15 protein-coding genes and 4 pseudogenes are annotated in these 18,530 nt (G+C 28.9%); 9 read left to right on the top strand and 10 right to left on the bottom strand.

The features are described from left to right. The first annotated feature begins 12 nt into the window (after positions 1–12). The 4 genes from JJC03_RS14350 to JJC03_RS14335 all read left to right on the top strand — a co-directional run bounded on the left by JJC03_RS14350 (position 13) and on the right by JJC03_RS14335 (position 5,943). Positions 13–4,464, top strand: coding sequence for a T9SS type B sorting domain-containing protein (locus tag JJC03_RS14350; protein WP_235873534.1), 4,452 nt, complete (start codon positions 13–15; stop codon positions 4,462–4,464). 330 nt (positions 4,465–4,794) lie between these two features. Next, positions 4,795–5,289: an RNA polymerase sigma factor gene (locus JJC03_RS14345; protein ID WP_088397773.1), complete on the top strand. Its 495-nt coding sequence runs from the start codon at positions 4,795–4,797 to the stop codon at positions 5,287–5,289. A gap of 13 nt (positions 5,290–5,302) precedes the next feature. Then, positions 5,303–5,542 (top strand): DUF8845 family protein, encoded by a 240-nt coding sequence (locus tag JJC03_RS14340; protein ID WP_235873533.1) that lies wholly within the window; start codon positions 5,303–5,305, stop codon positions 5,540–5,542. Beyond that, positions 5,518–5,943: a DUF8845 family protein gene (locus tag JJC03_RS14335; protein ID WP_508623379.1), complete on the top strand. Its 426-nt coding sequence runs from the start codon at positions 5,518–5,520 to the stop codon at positions 5,941–5,943. The genes JJC03_RS14340 and JJC03_RS14335 overlap by 25 nt, the downstream gene beginning before the upstream one ends. Positions 5,944–6,069: 126 nt before the next feature. Here the strand turns inward: JJC03_RS14335 and JJC03_RS14330 are convergent, their stop codons facing one another. Further along, a complete protein-coding gene (locus JJC03_RS14330; protein WP_088397771.1) occupies positions 6,070–7,059 on the bottom strand; it encodes an aspartate-semialdehyde dehydrogenase in 990 nt (329 codons plus the stop codon). Between the two features lie 388 nt (positions 7,060–7,447). Between JJC03_RS14330 and yaaA the strand changes: the two are divergent. Then, a pseudogene (gene yaaA / locus JJC03_RS14325) lies at positions 7,448–8,205 on the top strand (peroxide stress protein YaaA). Positions 8,206–8,762: 557 nt separating this feature from the next. Here yaaA and JJC03_RS19450 read toward each other — a convergent pair. From JJC03_RS19450 to JJC03_RS14280, 9 genes and pseudogenes are all read right to left on the bottom strand, one after another. Then, positions 8,763–9,587, bottom strand: a pseudogene (locus JJC03_RS19450) (IS982 family transposase); the annotation flags it as partial. Positions 9,588–10,011: 424 nt separating this feature from the next. Then, the gene (gene guaB / locus JJC03_RS14315) at positions 10,012–11,484 is read right to left on the bottom strand and encodes an IMP dehydrogenase (protein ID WP_088445006.1); all 1,473 of its coding nucleotides are present in this window, start codon (positions 11,482–11,484) and stop codon (positions 10,012–10,014) included. A 288-nt stretch (positions 11,485–11,772) separates the two neighbouring features. Next, a complete protein-coding gene (locus JJC03_RS14310; RefSeq protein ID WP_088400833.1) occupies positions 11,773–11,961 on the bottom strand; it encodes a hypothetical protein in 189 nt (62 codons plus the stop codon). Between the two features lie 17 nt (positions 11,962–11,978). Continuing rightward, positions 11,979–12,164, bottom strand: coding sequence for a signal peptidase II (locus tag JJC03_RS14305; protein WP_088400831.1), 186 nt, complete (start codon positions 12,162–12,164; stop codon positions 11,979–11,981). Positions 12,165–12,168: 4 nt separating this feature from the next. Then, on the bottom strand, positions 12,169–12,471 hold the full coding sequence (gene trxA, locus JJC03_RS14300; protein ID WP_235873531.1) for a thioredoxin: 303 nt from the start codon (positions 12,469–12,471) through the stop codon (positions 12,169–12,171). Beyond that, positions 12,464–12,664, bottom strand: coding sequence for a hypothetical protein (locus JJC03_RS14295; protein WP_088400827.1), 201 nt, complete (start codon positions 12,662–12,664; stop codon positions 12,464–12,466). The genes trxA and JJC03_RS14295 overlap by 8 nt, the downstream gene beginning before the upstream one ends. Before the next feature lie 9 nt (positions 12,665–12,673). Then, positions 12,674–14,086 carry an MBL fold metallo-hydrolase gene (locus JJC03_RS14290; RefSeq protein ID WP_088400825.1) on the bottom strand — a complete coding sequence of 471 codons (1,413 nt, stop codon included), beginning with the start codon at positions 14,084–14,086 and terminating at the stop codon, positions 12,674–12,676. Between the two features lie 30 nt (positions 14,087–14,116). Then, positions 14,117–15,589 (bottom strand): MBL fold metallo-hydrolase, encoded by a 1,473-nt coding sequence (locus JJC03_RS14285; RefSeq protein ID WP_235873530.1) that lies wholly within the window; start codon positions 15,587–15,589, stop codon positions 14,117–14,119. Between the two features lie 64 nt (positions 15,590–15,653). Then, a pseudogene (locus tag JJC03_RS14280) lies at positions 15,654–16,279 on the bottom strand (Crp/Fnr family transcriptional regulator). Positions 16,280–16,386: 107 nt separating this feature from the next. Between JJC03_RS14280 and JJC03_RS19445 the strand changes: the two are divergent. From JJC03_RS19445 to JJC03_RS14270, 4 genes and pseudogenes are all read left to right on the top strand, one after another. Then, complete coding sequence (locus JJC03_RS19445) at positions 16,387–16,491, top strand: hypothetical protein (protein WP_445297848.1); 105 nt, start codon at positions 16,387–16,389, stop codon at positions 16,489–16,491. Positions 16,492–16,546: 55 nt separating this feature from the next. Continuing rightward, positions 16,547–17,079, top strand: a pseudogene (locus tag JJC03_RS19440) (class I SAM-dependent methyltransferase); the annotation flags it as partial. 24 nt (positions 17,080–17,103) lie between these two features. Further along, positions 17,104–17,985 (top strand): class I SAM-dependent methyltransferase, encoded by an 882-nt coding sequence (locus tag JJC03_RS19435; RefSeq protein WP_258931944.1) that lies wholly within the window; start codon positions 17,104–17,106, stop codon positions 17,983–17,985. Between the two features lie 49 nt (positions 17,986–18,034). Continuing rightward, positions 18,035–18,409 carry a YchJ family protein gene (locus JJC03_RS14270; RefSeq protein WP_088400817.1) on the top strand — a complete coding sequence of 125 codons (375 nt, stop codon included), beginning with the start codon at positions 18,035–18,037 and terminating at the stop codon, positions 18,407–18,409. Positions 18,410–18,530: the final 121 nt, after the last annotated feature.

Genomic DNA, 18,530 nt, shown 5'->3' with positions numbered 1-18,530 from the left:
TATTTAATTTCAATGAAGGCAAGACTTTTAATACTATTTCAATTAATTGCATGTGCAGTAAATGCTCAATTTAGTAAAACACATTATTTACCTCCTGTTTCTTCCGGAGAGATAGTTGCGGGAGATCAATATTTGTACATATCAACACCTAGTAAATCTCCTGTTAGTTTTACGATAACAGAACTAGGTCGCAACACTATAACAGGAACTGTTACCCGAGATTCTCCTTATACTCACAAAATAGGAAAATATAACAATACACAGGTTCATGTAGACAATTTTAATGTACACAAAGTTCTAAAAAATAAAGGATATATTATAGAAGCGCAAGATTTAGTTGCTGTTTCTATAAGAATACGATCTGAAAACACTTTTCATGCTAGCTCACTAGTTTCCAAAGGAATAGCAGCATTAGGTAAAGAGTTTAGACTAGGCGCATTTTTAAATGATCATATTCCTGTATATGATAATTCTCATTATACTTTCGCATCTATTCTTGCTACTGAAAACAATACAAGAGTTAAATTTAGTAATATAAAACCAAATACAAATTTAATCAACAATAATGAAGGTAATACTCCTAGTGATGTAATATTAAATAGCGGTGAAAGCTTCGTTATAGCACTACAAGGATCTAAAACCCAACCTCGCGACGCTCTTATTGGTACCTTAATATCTGCTGATAAACCAATTGCAGTTAATAGTGGTTCATTTGCAGGTTCTAACGGAGACTCTAACAATTTAGATATGGGATTTGATCAAATTGTTTCAGCTGAAACAATTAATAAAATTGCTCCTGAAATGATTAATGGAACAATACCCAACTCTACTGAATATATTTTTATAAAAAGTGATGGATGGGATCTTGCAGAAAGAATATTATTAATTGCCCATAAAGACAATACTGAAATTTTTTTAAATGACAAGAATAACCCTGACTACATATTAAAAGCAGGCGAATATATAACATTAGATGGTTCTCAGTTTACTTCAAATGGTAATTTATATATAAAATCAACTAAAAATATTTTTGCATACCAATCTGTAGGTTCTTTACAAAATTATAACTATGGAGGAAGTAAAGATTATGCAAATCAAGAGATGTTTTTTGTTCCTCCCTTAAGCTGCCAAACACCTAACAATATAAATAATATACCATTCATTAACAAATTAGGATATAATACATTTAATGGACGCATAACTATTGTAACAAAAGCAGGGGCTACTTTAACTTTTAATATAAATGGCATTGATTATGATATAAAAAATCTTCCTAATAGTGAAATAAACGGACCTTATCCAGTTAATGGAAATTCAAATTATGTTACTTATACAATAAAAGGTTTAACTGGTAATGTTGGAATTTTTTCAACAGGAGAATTATATACAGCTGCTTATGGTGATAACGGTGCTGCTACATTTGGAGGATATTATTCTGGTTTTACTTTTAAACCTGAAATTGCGCTAAACAAAATATCTGAATCTGGAAATAATTGTATTCCTAATATTAGACTTGAAATAAGTACCGCTTCTTCTTTTGACACATTTCAGTGGTACAATCAAGATGGTCCTATTTTAGGTGCTAATACAAATACTTACATACCAACTAAACCAGGATATTATAAGGTAAGAGCGGGTATTTCTAGCTGTGGAGTTTTTGCTCCATTAGAATCTGATATTATACCTGTTAGTAACTGCCCTGACAACAATAATGGATTAATAAACGACAACATTGATGTTGATTTAGATAATGATGGTATTTTAAATTGTATAGAATCTTTTGGTAACCAAGTAATCAACACAAGCGTTAATGCTGGTACAATCCCTTTTAGTCTAACAAATTATACAACTCAAACCATTATTGATGGTAGTAGAACCTCTACTCCTTTTATAGGTAATCCTAATGGAAATATTATTACAGAAGTAGAAAAAGGAAAACAAAATAGTGTAAATTACCATATTCAATTTAACCAACCTACTAGTATTGAAATAAATTATCCTAACAATATTACAGCTAGTGAATATTTAAACGGTGAAACAGAATACATAATTAATAGTGATATCAACAGAACTTTAACAGTCTTAAATCCTGATAATCAAATATTAATTGACACTAATTTTGATGGTATCTATGAAAATGGTGTAAAACAATTTTCTTCATTTGAAATTCGTTTTAGACGTAATGGTAACACTCCTTTACAATCAGGATTAGGAACTTTTAAAATAGCAGGAAAAAACATTAATGAATTAAAAATTAAACACAAAAACCTATCTGATACAATTGTAGCTAAATCAAGTCTTAACATACTCGCTTCTTGTGTATCAAAAGATTCTGATGGAGATACAATTCCCGATAAAGAAGATATTGATAGTGACAACGATGGTATAAATGATCTAATAGAAGCACAAAACAATACGCCTATTACGATCTCAAATACAGATACTAACAATAATGGTTTAGATGATGCTTTTGAACCTGGATTAACTCCTTTTGATAATGATAAAGATGGAATTCCTGATTACCTTGATTTAGATTCTGATAATGATGGAATCCTTGATTCAGAAGAAAATTTTACGGATTTTGATCATGATGGTATTGGTAATTATCGAGACTTAGACTCTGATGCTGACCAATGTTTTGATGTAAAAGAAGCAGGATTTATGGATACCAATACAGATGGTATACTTGGTGATATTACACCTCCACAAGTAGACAATAAAGGTAAAGTTCTAGGTTATTTAGGTTATACAAAACCTAATCCTATTTACCTACAATTTAGCTCAATAATCATAACTGATCAACCAAAATCAGGAAAAGGATGCACTCTAGAAAGTACTAAAATTTCTATAGCCTCAAATGCTGATAAATTCCAATGGCAAATTTCTACAGATAATGGTATAACTTGGAATAATTTATCAAATACTGGAAATTATTCAGGAGTAAACACTAATGAACTTGAAATAAAAAATTTATCAAATACAATGACAAATCATTTATTTAGAGTTCAATTAAATAGTTCTGGAAATGCTTGTAATCTTTTTTCAAGTAATACAGGACTCTTAATATACCCTCTTCCTACATTAAAAAACAATCAAAGATTAATTCAATGTACTGCTTCTACGAATGGAATCGCACAATTTAATTTAGATAAAATTCAAAGCTTCATTTCTGATAACTACATAAATGAAACCTTCAGTTATTTTCATACACAAGCAGGTGCATTTACTAATAATATAAATGATCAAATAAAGAATTATGAAACTTATACAAATAAAACTCAATCATTAGAAATTATTTGGGCTAGAGTCCGTAACTCTAATAATTGTTTTAATATAATTCCTTTTGAAATTTATATATCAACTGCACAAGCACCTTTTACCATACCTGAAACTATTATTACACAATGTGATGATTATGTAGATGCAAATAATAATGATTATGACGGAATAACTACATTTGATTTATCTAAAAATTACAATGGTATATCATCTCAATTCAACAATCCAGATATAGACGTTCTATTCTATAAAAATGAAAACGATTATTATCAACAATATTCAAACGGTAAATCATTAGCTATTGAAAAAACTAATTTTAGTAAATATAGAAACATACTAAAAGGAAGTGATAAAATATGGGTTCGAGTAGAAAATAAAATTACTAAAACTTGCTTAGGTGCACCTGTATCATTTGAATTAAAAGTAGAACCGAAACCAAATATTGATACAAATAGTTCAGGTCTTTCAAATACTTACACCTGTACAGATGATCCTAATTTCAATGTTATTTTACGATCAGGTCTTTTAACAGGAAGTAATCAACAAGATTTTTCTTATGAATGGTCAAAAGACGGTCTTTTACTTCCTTTTAATACAGAATCTATCTCTGTAAATCAAACAGGTATTTACACTGTAAAAGTTATTAATAAAACACCTTCAGCTTGTTTTTCAGAAAGAACTATTAAAGTAATGGAATCTAATACCGCTAAACTTAATGGCTCCCCTATTATTCAAGATTTAGTAGATAATAATTCTGTTACAGTAACTGTTTCCGGTAATGGAGAATATGTATTCGCTCTAGATGATATAAACTCTTCTACTCAAAAAACAGGGCGTTTTGAAAATTTAATACCAGGTATGCATAGGATATATGTTATTGATTTGAATGGATGTAAAACATTAGAAATACCTTTTTCTATCCTAGGATTCCCTGCTTTTTTCACTCCTAATGGCGATGGATATAATGACTATTGGAATGTAATAGGAGCTGATTCTATATTCAATTCTGATGCAAAAATTCTAATCTTTGATCGTTTTGGAAAACTATTAAGAGAAATCTCTCCCCTACAACCAGGATGGGATGGGATGTATTTAGGCAAACCTGTTCCTGCCGATGACTATTGGTTTACTGCACAATTAAAAGATGGCAGAATTAGTAAAGGGCATTTTTCTATTAAAAGATAAAGCAAATAACTTTAAATAATCATCTTAACCCTCATAAATAAAAATTATGAGGGTTTATTTTTTAATAAAAATCCCGCTCTTTATCAAACTAATTTTATGAAAACATTATTTTTTAATTATTAACTAATCATACTAAATTCAAAAAGCTATAGTAAGATCTAAAATTAGGATAGCATATATTATAATAAAGTAGCTACAAAGGTCATATTCCATCTAATACTCTTAGAATTTAGAATATATAAACTTAATCACATTAAACTATTTTAAAATAGTAAAAAAACATACGTTCAAACTGTAACAATTCATAAAAACTACCAACTAATAGGCAGTATGAATACTGAATTAGAAAAATCATTTGTGAGTCAACTAAAAGATAACCAAAATTTGGTTCACAAAATTTGTAGGCTTTATACCCAAAATGAAGAAGAACACAACGATTTATTTCAAGAAATTACAATTCAATTATGGAAAGCATATCCTCAATTCAGAGGGGATTCTAAGTTTTCAACTTGGGCTTATAGAGTAGCTCTTAATACAGCCATTACTTTATATAGAAAATCTTCCAAATCAATTCGTACTGTTGAATTTGAAACTGGCAGACACTTTGTATTACAAGAAGACTATAATTATCAGGAAGAAGAAAATTTAAAATTACTCTACAAAGCCGTATATCAACTTAATGATATAGAAAAAGCACTTGTATTTATGTACTTAGAGGACAAAGATTATAATGAAATATCAGAAACCTTAGGTATAAGTGAAGTTAATGCTAGAGTTAAAATGAATCGTATCAAAACGAAATTAAAACAAATAATTAATCCGTAACGATAGAAGGAAAATGGAAGAATTGGATTTATTAAAGAAAAATTGGAATAATACAAATAACTTTCCAAAAATGAGTGAAGAAAATATTTATGCTATGATACATAAAAATTCTTCTTCAGCTGTTAAATGGATTTTTATCATCAGTGTAATTGAATTTTTATTAGGTATTATATTAAGTTTTTCATTTTCTTTAAATAAAAATAGCAAAGAAGATATTTTTTTAAAAAAATACATTTATCTGAATTTTACCTAAATATTATAACTGGTATTTCCTACATAGTTATATTATATTTTATTTACAATTTTTATGTATCATACAAAAAAATAGAAGTACTCAATTCTACTAAACAATTAATGAAAAATATTTTTATTGTCAGAAAAATTGTTAAACAATATATTGTTTTTAATCTAAGTCTTTTTAGTATTATACATTCTTATTTATTTGGTTATGGTATATACATAGGAATTTCAGATGAGTTTCAAAATTCTGGAAATCAAGTAAATGAATATACAATCCTAATAATTTCTATTATTATATCTTTTTTACTAACTGGTTTAATGATTGGTGTTTTCTTAATAATTTACAATTTTTTATATGGTAGATTGTTACGTAAACTGAAGAAAAATTACCATGAACTCCAAAAAATAAGCTAGATTTCCATTTGAAAAAGAAGAAATTAATAAAATCCGTCTCATATCCTATAAATTAAAAACCCGTTTAATGGCTATTTTGCTCAAAAAACGGGATTTTTATTTATTATGTGTAACTTATTAATAAACTTAAACTAAATTATTAGCCATTAGATATTCTGCGATCTGTACAGCATTAGTTGCCGCTCCTTTTCTTAAATTATCAGCTACAATCCACAAATTTAATGTATTAGGTTGACTTTCATCTCGACGAATTCTACCTACAAAAACATCATTTTTCCCCTCTGCATATAAAGGCATTGGAAAAGTAAAAGTATCTATATTATCTTGTACAGTTACTCCTGACATTTCATGTAAAATAGCTCGCACCTCCGATAATTCAAAATCTTTTTCAAATTCTACATTTACAGCTTCACTATGACCTCCTACTACGGGAACCCTTACAGCTGTAGCTGTAACCGCAATTGTTTTATCATCTAAAATTTTTTGAGTTTCACGAACTAATTTCATCTCTTCTTTTGTATAACCGTTTTCCTCAAAAACATCACATTGTGGGATTAGATTACGATGAATAGGATATTTATAAGCCATTTCTTCTTTTATACCTGCATATTCATTTTCTAACTGCCTTACTGCTTTAACCCCTGTTCCTGTAATAGACTGATAAGTAGAAACTATAACACGCTTGATATCATATTTTTTATGTAAAGGTGCTAAAACCATTACCATCTGAATAGTTGAACAGTTAGGATTGGCAATAATCTTATCGTCTTTAGTTAAAACATTTGCATTGATTTCAGGAACTACTAACTTTTTAGTAGGATCCATACGCCAAGCAGACGAATTATCAATAACAGTTGTTCCAACTGCTGCAAATTTAGGAGCCCATTCCTTAGAAGTCTCTCCTCCAGCAGAAAAAATAGCTATTTCAGGCTTCATTTCAACCGCTGTTTGCATTCCAACTACTTTATAGGATTTTCCCTCAAATTCTATTTCTTTTCCAATTGATTTTTCAGAAGCCACAGGAATTAACTCTGTGATTGGAAAATTACGCTCTGCTAAAACTTGCAGCATCACCTCTCCTACCATACCGGTAGCACCTACAACAGCTATTTTCATTGTCTTTGTCTATGTTTAATTTTTGTTGAACAAATGTACATAATATTTACTCTCAATCTATTCAGAATCGCTATTTTATAGGAATTTCTTAACATTTAAAAAAAGTAAAATAACACATTTTTTCACCCTAAAGTTTTAATTACAAATCACCGTGAAATTACAAACAATCACCTTTCTATTTGTTAAAAAAAAACATAATAAGTCCCTCTTATACTAATAATAAAATTTAATAGAGAATATAAAGCCTCATTATTACCAAAAACAAAAAATACATAAAACTGAATAATCCTTCATTATCCTATCTTAAAATAAAAAAAAACAATTCTAAAATTGTTTGTTAACTATATTTAGAACTATTTTTGTCATCAAGGTATTAAAAAAAATTATAATGAAAATTATTATATCCCCTGCAAAATCGCTAGATTTCGAAAAAAAATTACCCACTGACCAATTTACTCAACCTTCATTTTTAAATAAATCAAAAGAAATAATTGAAGTTTTAAAACAATTAACCCCTAATGATTTATCTAATCTAATGAAAATATCTCCAGCACTAGGAGCATTAAATTGGAATAGAAATCAAGAATTTCAAATACCTTTTACCCAAAAAAATGCCCGTCCCGCAGTTTACGCTTTTAATGGAGATGTATATCAAGGCTTAGATGCTTACTCTATAAGCGAGCAAAAGATAGATCAATTACAAGACAAACTTCGCATACTATCAGGTCAGTATGGTTTATTAAAACCTTTAGATTTAATTCAGCCTTACCGATTAGAAATGGGAACAAAACTAGGTATAGGCGACAAAAAAAATCTTTATGAATATTGGAAAGAAACATTAACCGAAACTCTAAATAACGAATTAAAACATGATGAGTTATTTATTAATCTTGCAAGTAATGAATATTCTTCGGCTATCAATCTAAAAAAAATTAAAGTTCCTGTTATTGTCCCTGAGTTTAAAGACTATAAAAACGGACAATTAAAAGTAATTTCTTTTTTGCTAAAAGAGCACGTGGCTTAATGGTTCGTTATATTATTGATAATAATATTGAAATACTTGAAGATCTAAAAGGTTTTAATTACGATGGTTATTCTCTTGACGCATCACTTTCCACGGATAGTAAATTAGTCTTTACGAGATAAATAATTTCTAATCTATTAAAATTTATTGTTAAAGAAAAAGAGCTATATTTTTATACATTACAAAAAAATAGACACTATTTGAGCGCATTTTCATGAAAATAGAAATCAAGTATGATTATACATTTAAATTAGAATACATAGAATGGGTTATAATTAAACATTATTCTCGAAAGTATGTTTTATCTAGAAATGACAATAAAATAAGATAGACTATTGTAAAGCATTCAACAAAGAGGATTTATTACCTTAGAAAAATAAAAAATCCTTTGAATTTTAAACTCAATAAAAATGAATTTCTTTCTGTACAAAAATCTTCTTTAAATTAGTACTTCTTTCATTCACTAGTTACTAAATATCTACTAGAATTCGCTAATTTTAAAGTTGAGAACATACCATTTCAAAACTAAAAAGAGACCATGCCTATGAGTAATCATAAATCTAAAAGACCTAAATCAGATAAACTCTCCATTAAAAGAGAAACTTCTTTAAGAAATAAAGCTTTATGTTGATAAACTAAATAACGATGTGAGTTCTATATAAAATTATTAAAAAAAGATTCATTGTTTTGTGTCAACAAAATTATTTTTTAGTAATGTTTTCTCTCTGCAAAATTATAAGCAATTAGAGCTGAAAATATGTTATTGAAGTAGTCTGTTTGAGAGTAATTTCTAGAATGCTCGACTTGAAAAATCCTTTTTAATGAGGCAGATATTCTTCCAATGATTGCTCTTTTTATAAGATGAAAAGCATCTTGAATTCGAGTTACTAATTTGTTTTTATATTCTTTTGTAACTTGGTCACAAGATGAATTCTGTTTTCAAAAAGTGATTAAAAAAGTTCTTTAGATAAATATCCTTTGTCTCCCAATAGTTTTCCGTGAAGTTTATCAATAAAACCTTTCATTTTTAGAGGATTTGTATCGTGTGCATTTGTTGGAGTAAGTATAAAGTCTATAATTGCTCCACAATCGTTCGTTATAACATGGAGATTGAAACCCAAGAACTAATCAAGAGAGCATTAACCTCTTAGGACTATTTCTTTAAATACTTATGTTGTCCAATTCTTCTTTTATCACATACTCTCAATGGGGTAAAATCAACAAATTTAATTCCTGTACAGTTTGCCAAACCTTTTGTTTTTAAGTAAATCATCATTGGCAATAAATAAAGATGATTTTAGTTCAACCATTTTATTATAACTCACTAAATTTAAAAATTCTTTTATTAGAAATCTGCATACATATTCAAGATAAAATGTTTAAAATTTTTATATCCAGAAATGTAAAAAAACTTGAATTGTAATTATTTCTGAAAGAGATAAATTCGATTTTCTAATGCGCTTTTTTCATTAGAAATCATTTCATTTTTCCAGTTAGGAACAAAAAATAATTGATATTTTAGTTAGCGAAAGCATAAATAATTTTTTAATATTTACTTAATAATCGAATATTTAAATCTGCTAACTTTTACTTTTTTATATAATTATTTTATGATAATTATATCTAATTCACGTTAAATATTAAAAAGTTACAAACCTTGATTCAAGAAGCTAAAAGTCTCAAGTTACAAATACAATTATTTAAAATTTCTTTAAAACATTTAAATCTAATTTTTCATATAAAAAATTAGTATTAAGCAATTAAAAAGGAAATAAAGCAATATATACAATGACCATTTCCAATTTAAAAAGAATGAGCCTGATAAAATACCAAGCTCATTATTATCAAAATTAAGTTTAGATTTATCTAAAATTTTGGACACAGTCTATTTTTTGCCCATATATTGTATCAGTTTTAAATAAATTTTATTAACGTGAATAGTTAGGTGCTTCTTTTGTGATCGTTACATTATGTGGATGACTTTCGCTAATTCCACTTGATGTAATTCTAACAAATCTACCTTTTTCTTGTAATTCTTCTACACTAGCAGCTCCACAATATCCCATTCCTGCACGCAATCCTCCAATAAATTGAAGCATACTCTCATTTAACTCTCCTTTATAAGGTACTCTTCCTACAATTCCTTCTGGTACTAATTTTTTAACATCATCTTCAACATCTTGAAAATAACGATCTTTAGAGCCTTGCTTCATTGCTTCTACAGACCCCATACCACGATAAGATTTAAACTTTCTACCTTCAAAAATTATGGTCTCTCCTGGCGATTCTTTAGTTCCAGCTAATAAAGAACCTAACATAACAGTAGAAGCACCTGCTGCTATTGCTTTAGGAATATCTCCTGTATAACGTACTCCTCCATCAGCTATAACAGGAATCCCAGTATTCTTTAATGCTGCTGCTACTTCTAAAACTGCTGAAAATTGTGGAAAACCAACACCTGCTACTACACGAGTCGTACAAATAGAACCAGGTCCAATACCTACTTTAACGGCATCAGCCCCATTTTCCACTAAATATAAAGCGGCTTCTGGTGTAGCAATATTTCCAACCACTACGTCTAGTTCTGGAAATTTATTTTTTACCTGTTTTAAAACCTCAACTACTCCTTTAGTATGACCATGCGCTGTATCAATAATAACAGCATCAACACCCGCATTTACCAAAGCTTCTGCTCTTTCTACAGCATCTGCTGTAACTCCTAAAGCTGCAGCTACTCGTAAACGCCCATATTTATCTTTATTTGCATTGGGTTTTTGGGTAAGTTTAGTAATATCTCTGAATGTAATAAGACCTATTAATTTATTTTCTGAATTTACAACAGGTAATTTTTCTATTTTATTGCCTTGTAAAATTTCTTCTGCCTTTTCTAAAGTTGTTCCTTCTGGTGCTGTAACCAAATTTGTAGAAGTCATTACTTCCGTAATACTTCTATGATTATTTTTCTCGAAACGTAAATCTCTATTTGTAACAATTCCTTTTAGTTCACCATTTTCATCAACAACGGGAATACCTCCTATACCATATTCTCTCATGGCATTTTTAGCATCTCCTACATTTGCTTTAAGATTTAATATTACCGGATCAATAATCATCCCACTCTCTGCTCTCTTTACTTTACGAACTTCTGCTGCTTGTTGTTGGATTGACATATTTTTATGCAAAACTCCTATTCCTCCTTCTTGAGCCATAGCTATTGCCATTGCACTTTCAGTAACTGTATCCATAGCTGCCGAAACGATTGGCACATTCAATGTAATATTTCTAGTAAATTTTGTTTGAATACTTACTTCTCTTGGAAGTACTTGTGAGTAGTTAGGGATAAGCAATACATCATCGTAAGTTAACCCTTCACCGATAATTTTAGTTGTGTGTGCGTTCATTGCAATTTACGATTAAATTGCGAACAAATATAAGAAATTAACTGTAACTTTTATCAATTAATTAAATTTTCTATTAGTTCTATATATAAAAATTGTATTTATCTAAAACTTATTTAGGATTCATAAACAGAATCTTAATAACGAAAAATGTCCGAAAAGCAGATAAAATATGATATAATTTATTTTTTCTTTTCTTTGATTTAAAAATGAGAAAATAAACTAAAGATCATTTTACTTTTCGAACACTTTTTAAAATTTATTGTTCTTTAATTTAAGAAATCTTGACAATTATGCTTTTTTCTCAGCTTTTTTTGTGCAACAAGCTTTCTTTTCTGAACAAGATTTTTTATCATCTTTAGAACAAGTTTTTTCAGTTTTTGCCTTTTTGTCTTTCTTTTCTTCTTTTACTTCTTGTGCAAATACACTAGATGAAAATACAAATGCTACTACTGCTACTGATGAAATTAATTTTTTCATAATAAAATTTTTAAAAGTTATTTTTTTGATTCAATTACATTACCTATTAAACCTCCTAAAATAGCACCATATAAACTACTATTCAAAGGCCTAGAGGTAATAAAACAAGTTCGCGATACACAACCTACATGGTAATAATAAAGATAACTTGCTATAAGACCAAATATACTACCTAAAATAGTAAGAAAATGCTTCTTTAACATAATTTTATAAGCTTTCCTCTTTTATATTTTTTATTATTTCATCTTTTTGAAGTAATCCTGATTGACGCCATACCGCTTGTCCTTTATTAAAAAGCATTAAAGTAGGTACTCCTCTAACTTGATAACTAGCTGCTATTTTTTGATTTTTATCTACATCAATTTTTATAATACTAATTTCATCTCCTAATAGTTCTTTTACTTCTCTTAATACAGGAGCTAACATCTGACAAGGGCCACACCAAGTAGCAAAAAAATCAATTAATACAGGTTTGTCTTTATTTATTATATTCCGAAATGAATCATTCATGATCTTTATTTTTGAATTGTATTTGACAAGCATTTGAGTTACATCCAAAATTAAAAAGTGCCTGGAATAAAAAAAACATGGCAAAACCTAAAAAAATCCATTGACGAGTCTCTACTGCTTGAAATATTAAAAAAATCCCTAATGCTAAGCGAAATAATCGAATTATATTCCAATTTGAAAAAAATCGTTTCATACTTTTAATTTAATACACTTTACTTTGACAAATAAAATCTGTTTTAGGCAAATTAGTTTTTGAAATAGCTGAAAATCCTCCTTCAACTTCGGTAAAATTTCGATAGCCACGTGCTTGAAGTATTGATGCTGCAATCATGCTACGATATCCTCCTGCGCAATGTAAATAGAAGTGTTCTCTAGGATTAATTTCATTTATCCAGTTGTTAATATAAGCTAATGGTCTATTATAAGCTTCTTCTAAGTGTTCTGCTTGGTACTCATTTTCTTTACGAACATCAAGTATTTTATCCGTTTTTAAATTTACTTTTTGAGCAAATTCTTGAGTTGTTATTCTATTAACTCTGTCTGTTTCCTTACCTGAATCTTTCCATGTTTTCAATCCTCCTTTTAAATAACCTAGAAGATTATCAAAACCTACTCTACTCAGTCTTGTAACAGTTTCTTCTTCTTTTCCCTCTTCACAAATTATAAGTATAGGTTGATTTACATCAGCAACTAGAGTACCAACCCATGGAGCAAAATCACCTGTTATACCAATATTAATGGATTGCGGAATATGCTCTAAACAAAATATAGAAGCTGGTCTTGTATCTAGAATAATAGCATTATGAGCATCTGCTAAATCATTAAATTCTTTAGCTAATAAAGGTGTTAAACCGTTATTTAATACTGTTTCAAATGATGTATAACCTTTTTTATTCATAGCTACATTCATTCCGAAATATGCTGGAGGGGGTGTTAAACCATCGAGTACTTCTGCTATAAATTCAGTTTCATCCATATCAAAACGAAGAGCATAGTTATCATGCTTTTGCTGTCCTATAGTAGAAACGGTTTCCTTGCTCATATTTTTACCACAAGCACTTCCGGCTCCATGAGCTGGATATACTATTACATCATCAGCAAGTGACATTATTTTATTTCGTAATGAATGAAATAAAATAGCCGCTAGCTTTTCCTGAGTCATATTAGCTGCTTTTTGTGCTAAATCAGGTCTTCCTACATCTCCAATAAAGAGGGTGTCTCCTGAAAAAATAGCATGATCTTTACCTTTTTCATCTATTAAAAGATAAGTTGTACTCTCCATAGTATGTCCTGGAGTATGTAAAACTTTAATGGTTATATCTCCAATTAAAAATGTTTGTCCATCTTCTGCAATAATTGCCTCAAACTCGGGACTAGCAGTTGGTCCATATATTATAGGAGCACCAGTAGCTTTACTCAAATCCAAATGTCCTGAAACGAAATCAGCATGAAAATGGGTTTCAAAAATATACTTTAAAGTAACATTATCTCTTTCAAGACGATCTAAATAGGGCTGTATTTCCCTTAAAGGATCTACTATTAAAGCTTCTCCTTTAGAGGTAATATAGTAGGCGCCTTGGGCTAAGCAACCTGTGTAGATTTGTTCTATCTGCATTATTATCAATTTGTTTTACAAAAGTACTATTTATTTTTTTAACAAATAGTGATAATAGTTACAAACCTTTACTCTAATAAAATTTTTAAAGCATACAGCTTTGAATATAGTAATCAGATAATGGTATACCGCTCTTTTTATAGCATTAAAACCATCTTCAATCTCTATAAAATTTGTGATTCCATTTTTGTATAACATGGAGGCTGCCATCATACTACGATATCCTCCTGCACAGTGAATATAAAAAGGATATTTATTCGAAATTTCATTCAAACGCAGCTCTAATGTATGAAGAGGAATATTAATACTTCTTTTTATATGTTGAGAATTATATTCGTTAACCCTCCTTACATCTATTACGACTGATTTTTCGGATAAAACATTCGTTAATTCTGTAGCGGTTATTCTTTTAATTGTATGAAAAAATCTATTGGATTTTTCCCATATTTTAAATCCTTCTTTTAGGTAACCTATCGTTTGATCAAAACCTATTCTAGACAGACGAACAATTGCTTCTAGGGGTTGATTTTCATTTTCTGTAATTAGTATTATTTTTTGCTGAATATCAGGAATCAACTCTCCTACCCATTGGGCAAAATTTCCATTCAATCCAATATTAATACTTTTAGGTATAAACCCTTTTGCAAATTGATCTGCATCTCGAACATCTAGTAACAAAATTGCAGGGTCTTTTATTATTTCTTCAAATTCTAGAATATCTATTTCTTTGTGACTTCTGTTTATTACTGAATAAAGGCTTTCATAACCTTTAATATTTAATAATACATTTTTAGGAAAATAAGAAGGTGGTGGCATTAATCCTTCTAATACTTCTTGCACAAAATCATCTTCTGTTAAATTAAGATTTAAAGCATAATTTACCTTTTTCTGATTACCTAGTGTATCCGTGGTTTCTTTACTCATATTTTTACCACAAGCACTCCCTGCCCCATGATTTGGGTATACTATTAAATGATCAGGAAGGGGTAATATTTTATCACGTAATGAATGATAAAGTAAGCGAGCTAATTTATCTTGAGTTAATTCTGTCATAACATGTTGTGCTAAATCAGGTCTACCTACATCGCCTATAAAAAGAGTATCTCCTGTAATAATTCCTTTTTCTAACTGATTTTCATCAATTAATAACAAGCAAGAACTTTCTAAGGTATGACCAGGTGTATGAATTAGTTTAATAGATGATTTACCAAATAAAAAGAGTTCATTATCAAAAGCAATATGACATGGATATCCCGTTTTGGTAGTGGTAGGTCCAATTACAATGGTTGCATCTGTAGCACGAGCTAATTCTAGGTGACCTGAAACAAAATCAGCATGAAAATGAGTTTCAAAAATATATTTTAAAACTACTCCATCTTTTTCTAAACGATCTAAATAAGGTTGTATATCTCTTAAAGGATCTATAATGACTGCTTCTCCTTCTGAAACTATATAATAACAAGCTTCAGCTAAACATCCTGTGTAGATTTGTTCTATTTTCATACAATTTTATCAAAGAGACAAAGGTAGAGTGTAAATCAAAAAAAAGGCTGACAAAAGTCAGCTCTTAAAAATTGATTTCGATATGGCTTCGATATAATTTAACTAAACCACGTTGTTCCATTTTTTTAGCAAACGTGATACGACTTCTCTAGATGTATTTAACTCAGAAGCAATTTCTTGATGAGATAATTTTACATCATTACAATTACAAGCATCTCTATGCCTTTTTAAATAAAACTCTAAACGTTCATCCATAGCTTTAAAAGCTATATTATCTATAACTGTTAAAACTTCTTCAAAACGACTTCTATAGGTTTCTATAACAAATTCATACCAAGAACGATGCTTACTCATCCATTTCTCCATCAAAGCAAGAGGAATCATGATAAGTTCTGCATCTTCTACTACTTTAGCCATCAGAGCACTTGTTTCTTCTTTAGTAGCACAAATCATAGAAATAGCACATGCTTGTCCTGGCTGAAGATAATACATAAAAAACTCATTTCCTTCATCGTCTTCACGATATAGTTTTATCTTTCCTTTCACTACTAAAACTGTATGTCGAATAAATTGACCTGAACGCATTATGGTTTCACCTGCTTTCATATTTTGTATATAGGCATTTTCCTCTATTTCTTCTATTAATTGAGGATTAAAACTAGGAAAATTTATCTTGATTATATCTTTCATAAAAACTAAAAAAAAGTGACACAAATATAAGTTACTTATCTGAGCTTTTAAATTTAAAAATTCATTAAAAATTACTACTTTGTGCAAGTAAACTTAATAAACTAATAATGAACACAACAGAATTGAGAGAATCCATTTTTAGGCATTTAGATGGTATTGTAATTTTACCTATAGCTGCTTTACTTAAAGAAAAAAAATTACAGATTATATAATTGATAAAAAGAAGTTAGTCTAGATAAATTAAAGGAAGATTTTAATTTAAATGAAGGTTACTTAAATATTGCTCTTAGAGCTTTAGCTTCACAAGGATTTATAAATTATTTTGTAGATAACAATCAAAATAAAGTAACTATAAAAGTAAATGATATAACAGCATTAGCTTTTTCTCAATTCTTTTTATACGATGACATAGCGCAAACATTATTTTTAACAGATGTTTTTACATCTAATAGTATTAATGAACATATCATTTCAATACTAGCACCTTTATTTGAAAAGTTTAAAAAAATAAACAGTCAACCTATTGATCTAAATTCTGAAGTAGGAAAAATTCAATATCAAATCATTAAACATTTAGAAGGCTTTTTAGTAGGTCCTTTAATTGTAAATCTGGGCATGACCGGTATGTTTCATAAATACTTTATGGAAACTTCTTTTAGTCCTGACGAATTTCATAAAGCCCCTGAAGCTTTTACCGTCATGCTAAACTTCTTTACTTCCTTAGGCTGGTTTACCGAACGAAAAGGTAAATATCAATTTACTGAATCAGGTCTTTTTATGCTAAAAGAGCCTCTGCTTATGGAGTAACAGTTTCTTATTTACCAATGCTAAAAAATCTTGAAACACTATTATTTGGAAATCCTAATAAATTACGAGATATAGCTATTAATGACACTGAAATTCATGTAAATAGAGAAATGAATGTTTGGGGAAGTGGAGGTGCACACAATACTTATTTTAAAGTAATTGATGAAATTATCATAGAATTATTTAATCGTCCTATTTCTGAGCAACCCAAAGGTATTCTAGATATGGGATGTGGCAATGGTGCTTTTTTACAACATATTTATAATGTCATAGAAAGACAAACAATGCGTGGTAAAATGTTAGAAGAATATCCTCTTTTTTTAGTGGGAGCTGATTATAATCAAGTAGCATTAAAGGTAACTAGAGCAAATTTAATCAAAGCAGATATTTGGGCTAAGGTAATTTGGGGTGATATTGGTAATCCTGATTTATTAGCAGAAGATTTAAAAGAAAACTATAATATTGATTTAAATGAACTATTAAATGTTCGAACTTTCTTAGATCATAATAGAATTTGGAATAATCCTAAAAACAATTATAATATAACAAGTACTTCTACAGGCGCATTTTCTTTTAGAGGAAAACAGTTATCAAATAATGATGTAGAAGCAAACTTATATGAACATCTAGAAAAATGGGCTCAGTATGTTCATAAATTTGGTTTACTATTAATAGAACTTCATACTGTAAACCCTAATATTGTTTCTAAAAACATAGGAAAAACACCAGCCACAGCTTATGACGTAACACATGGTTTATCAGACCAATACATATTAGAGATTGAAGAATTCGTTAAAACAGCTAAAAAGGTTGGTTTACATTCTGACGAACGTTTTATGCAACGCTTTCCTAATACGGAATATGCTACAGTAAGTATTCATTTACTAAAAGGTAAATAATTTTGCTAAAAAATATTAAATTTAAATAAAGTAACGATTTAAAAATAAGATGAATAATTGTTTTTGTGGATCAAAAAAAGTATTTCAAGAATGTTGCGAACCTTTTATATTAGGCATCAACAAACCTAATACCGCAGAAGAATTAATGCGATCTCGTTATACTGCTTATTGTACTCATCAGGTAGACTATTTATTTTACACTACCCATATTAGTACTCGAAAATTTTACAACAGAAAAGAAATTTTAGCTTGGGCTAGCCAAAATAATTGGTTAAAATTAGAAATTATTAAAACAACAGAGCAATATGTTGAATTCAAAGCATATTACATAGATGCTAATTTTCAATCACATTGTCATCATGAAAAATCTACTTTTAAAAAACAGGGTGAAATATGGTATTATCTAGAGGGAAAAGTAGGTTAATTTTTTTAATAAGCAAGGCTATCTAAAAGATTTTTAAATTCTTTTTACTTTATCAAGTCTCACATATAAAATATTTTATTATAAAAGCTTAAACTTACTTAATACTAGAATAAAGTTAAAA

Origin of the sequence: Flavobacterium oreochromis (assembly GCF_019565455.1) — a bacterium.
Taxonomy (GTDB): domain Bacteria; phylum Bacteroidota; class Bacteroidia; order Flavobacteriales; family Flavobacteriaceae; genus Flavobacterium; species Flavobacterium oreochromis.
This window is presented reverse-complemented; position numbering and strand designations above follow the sequence as displayed.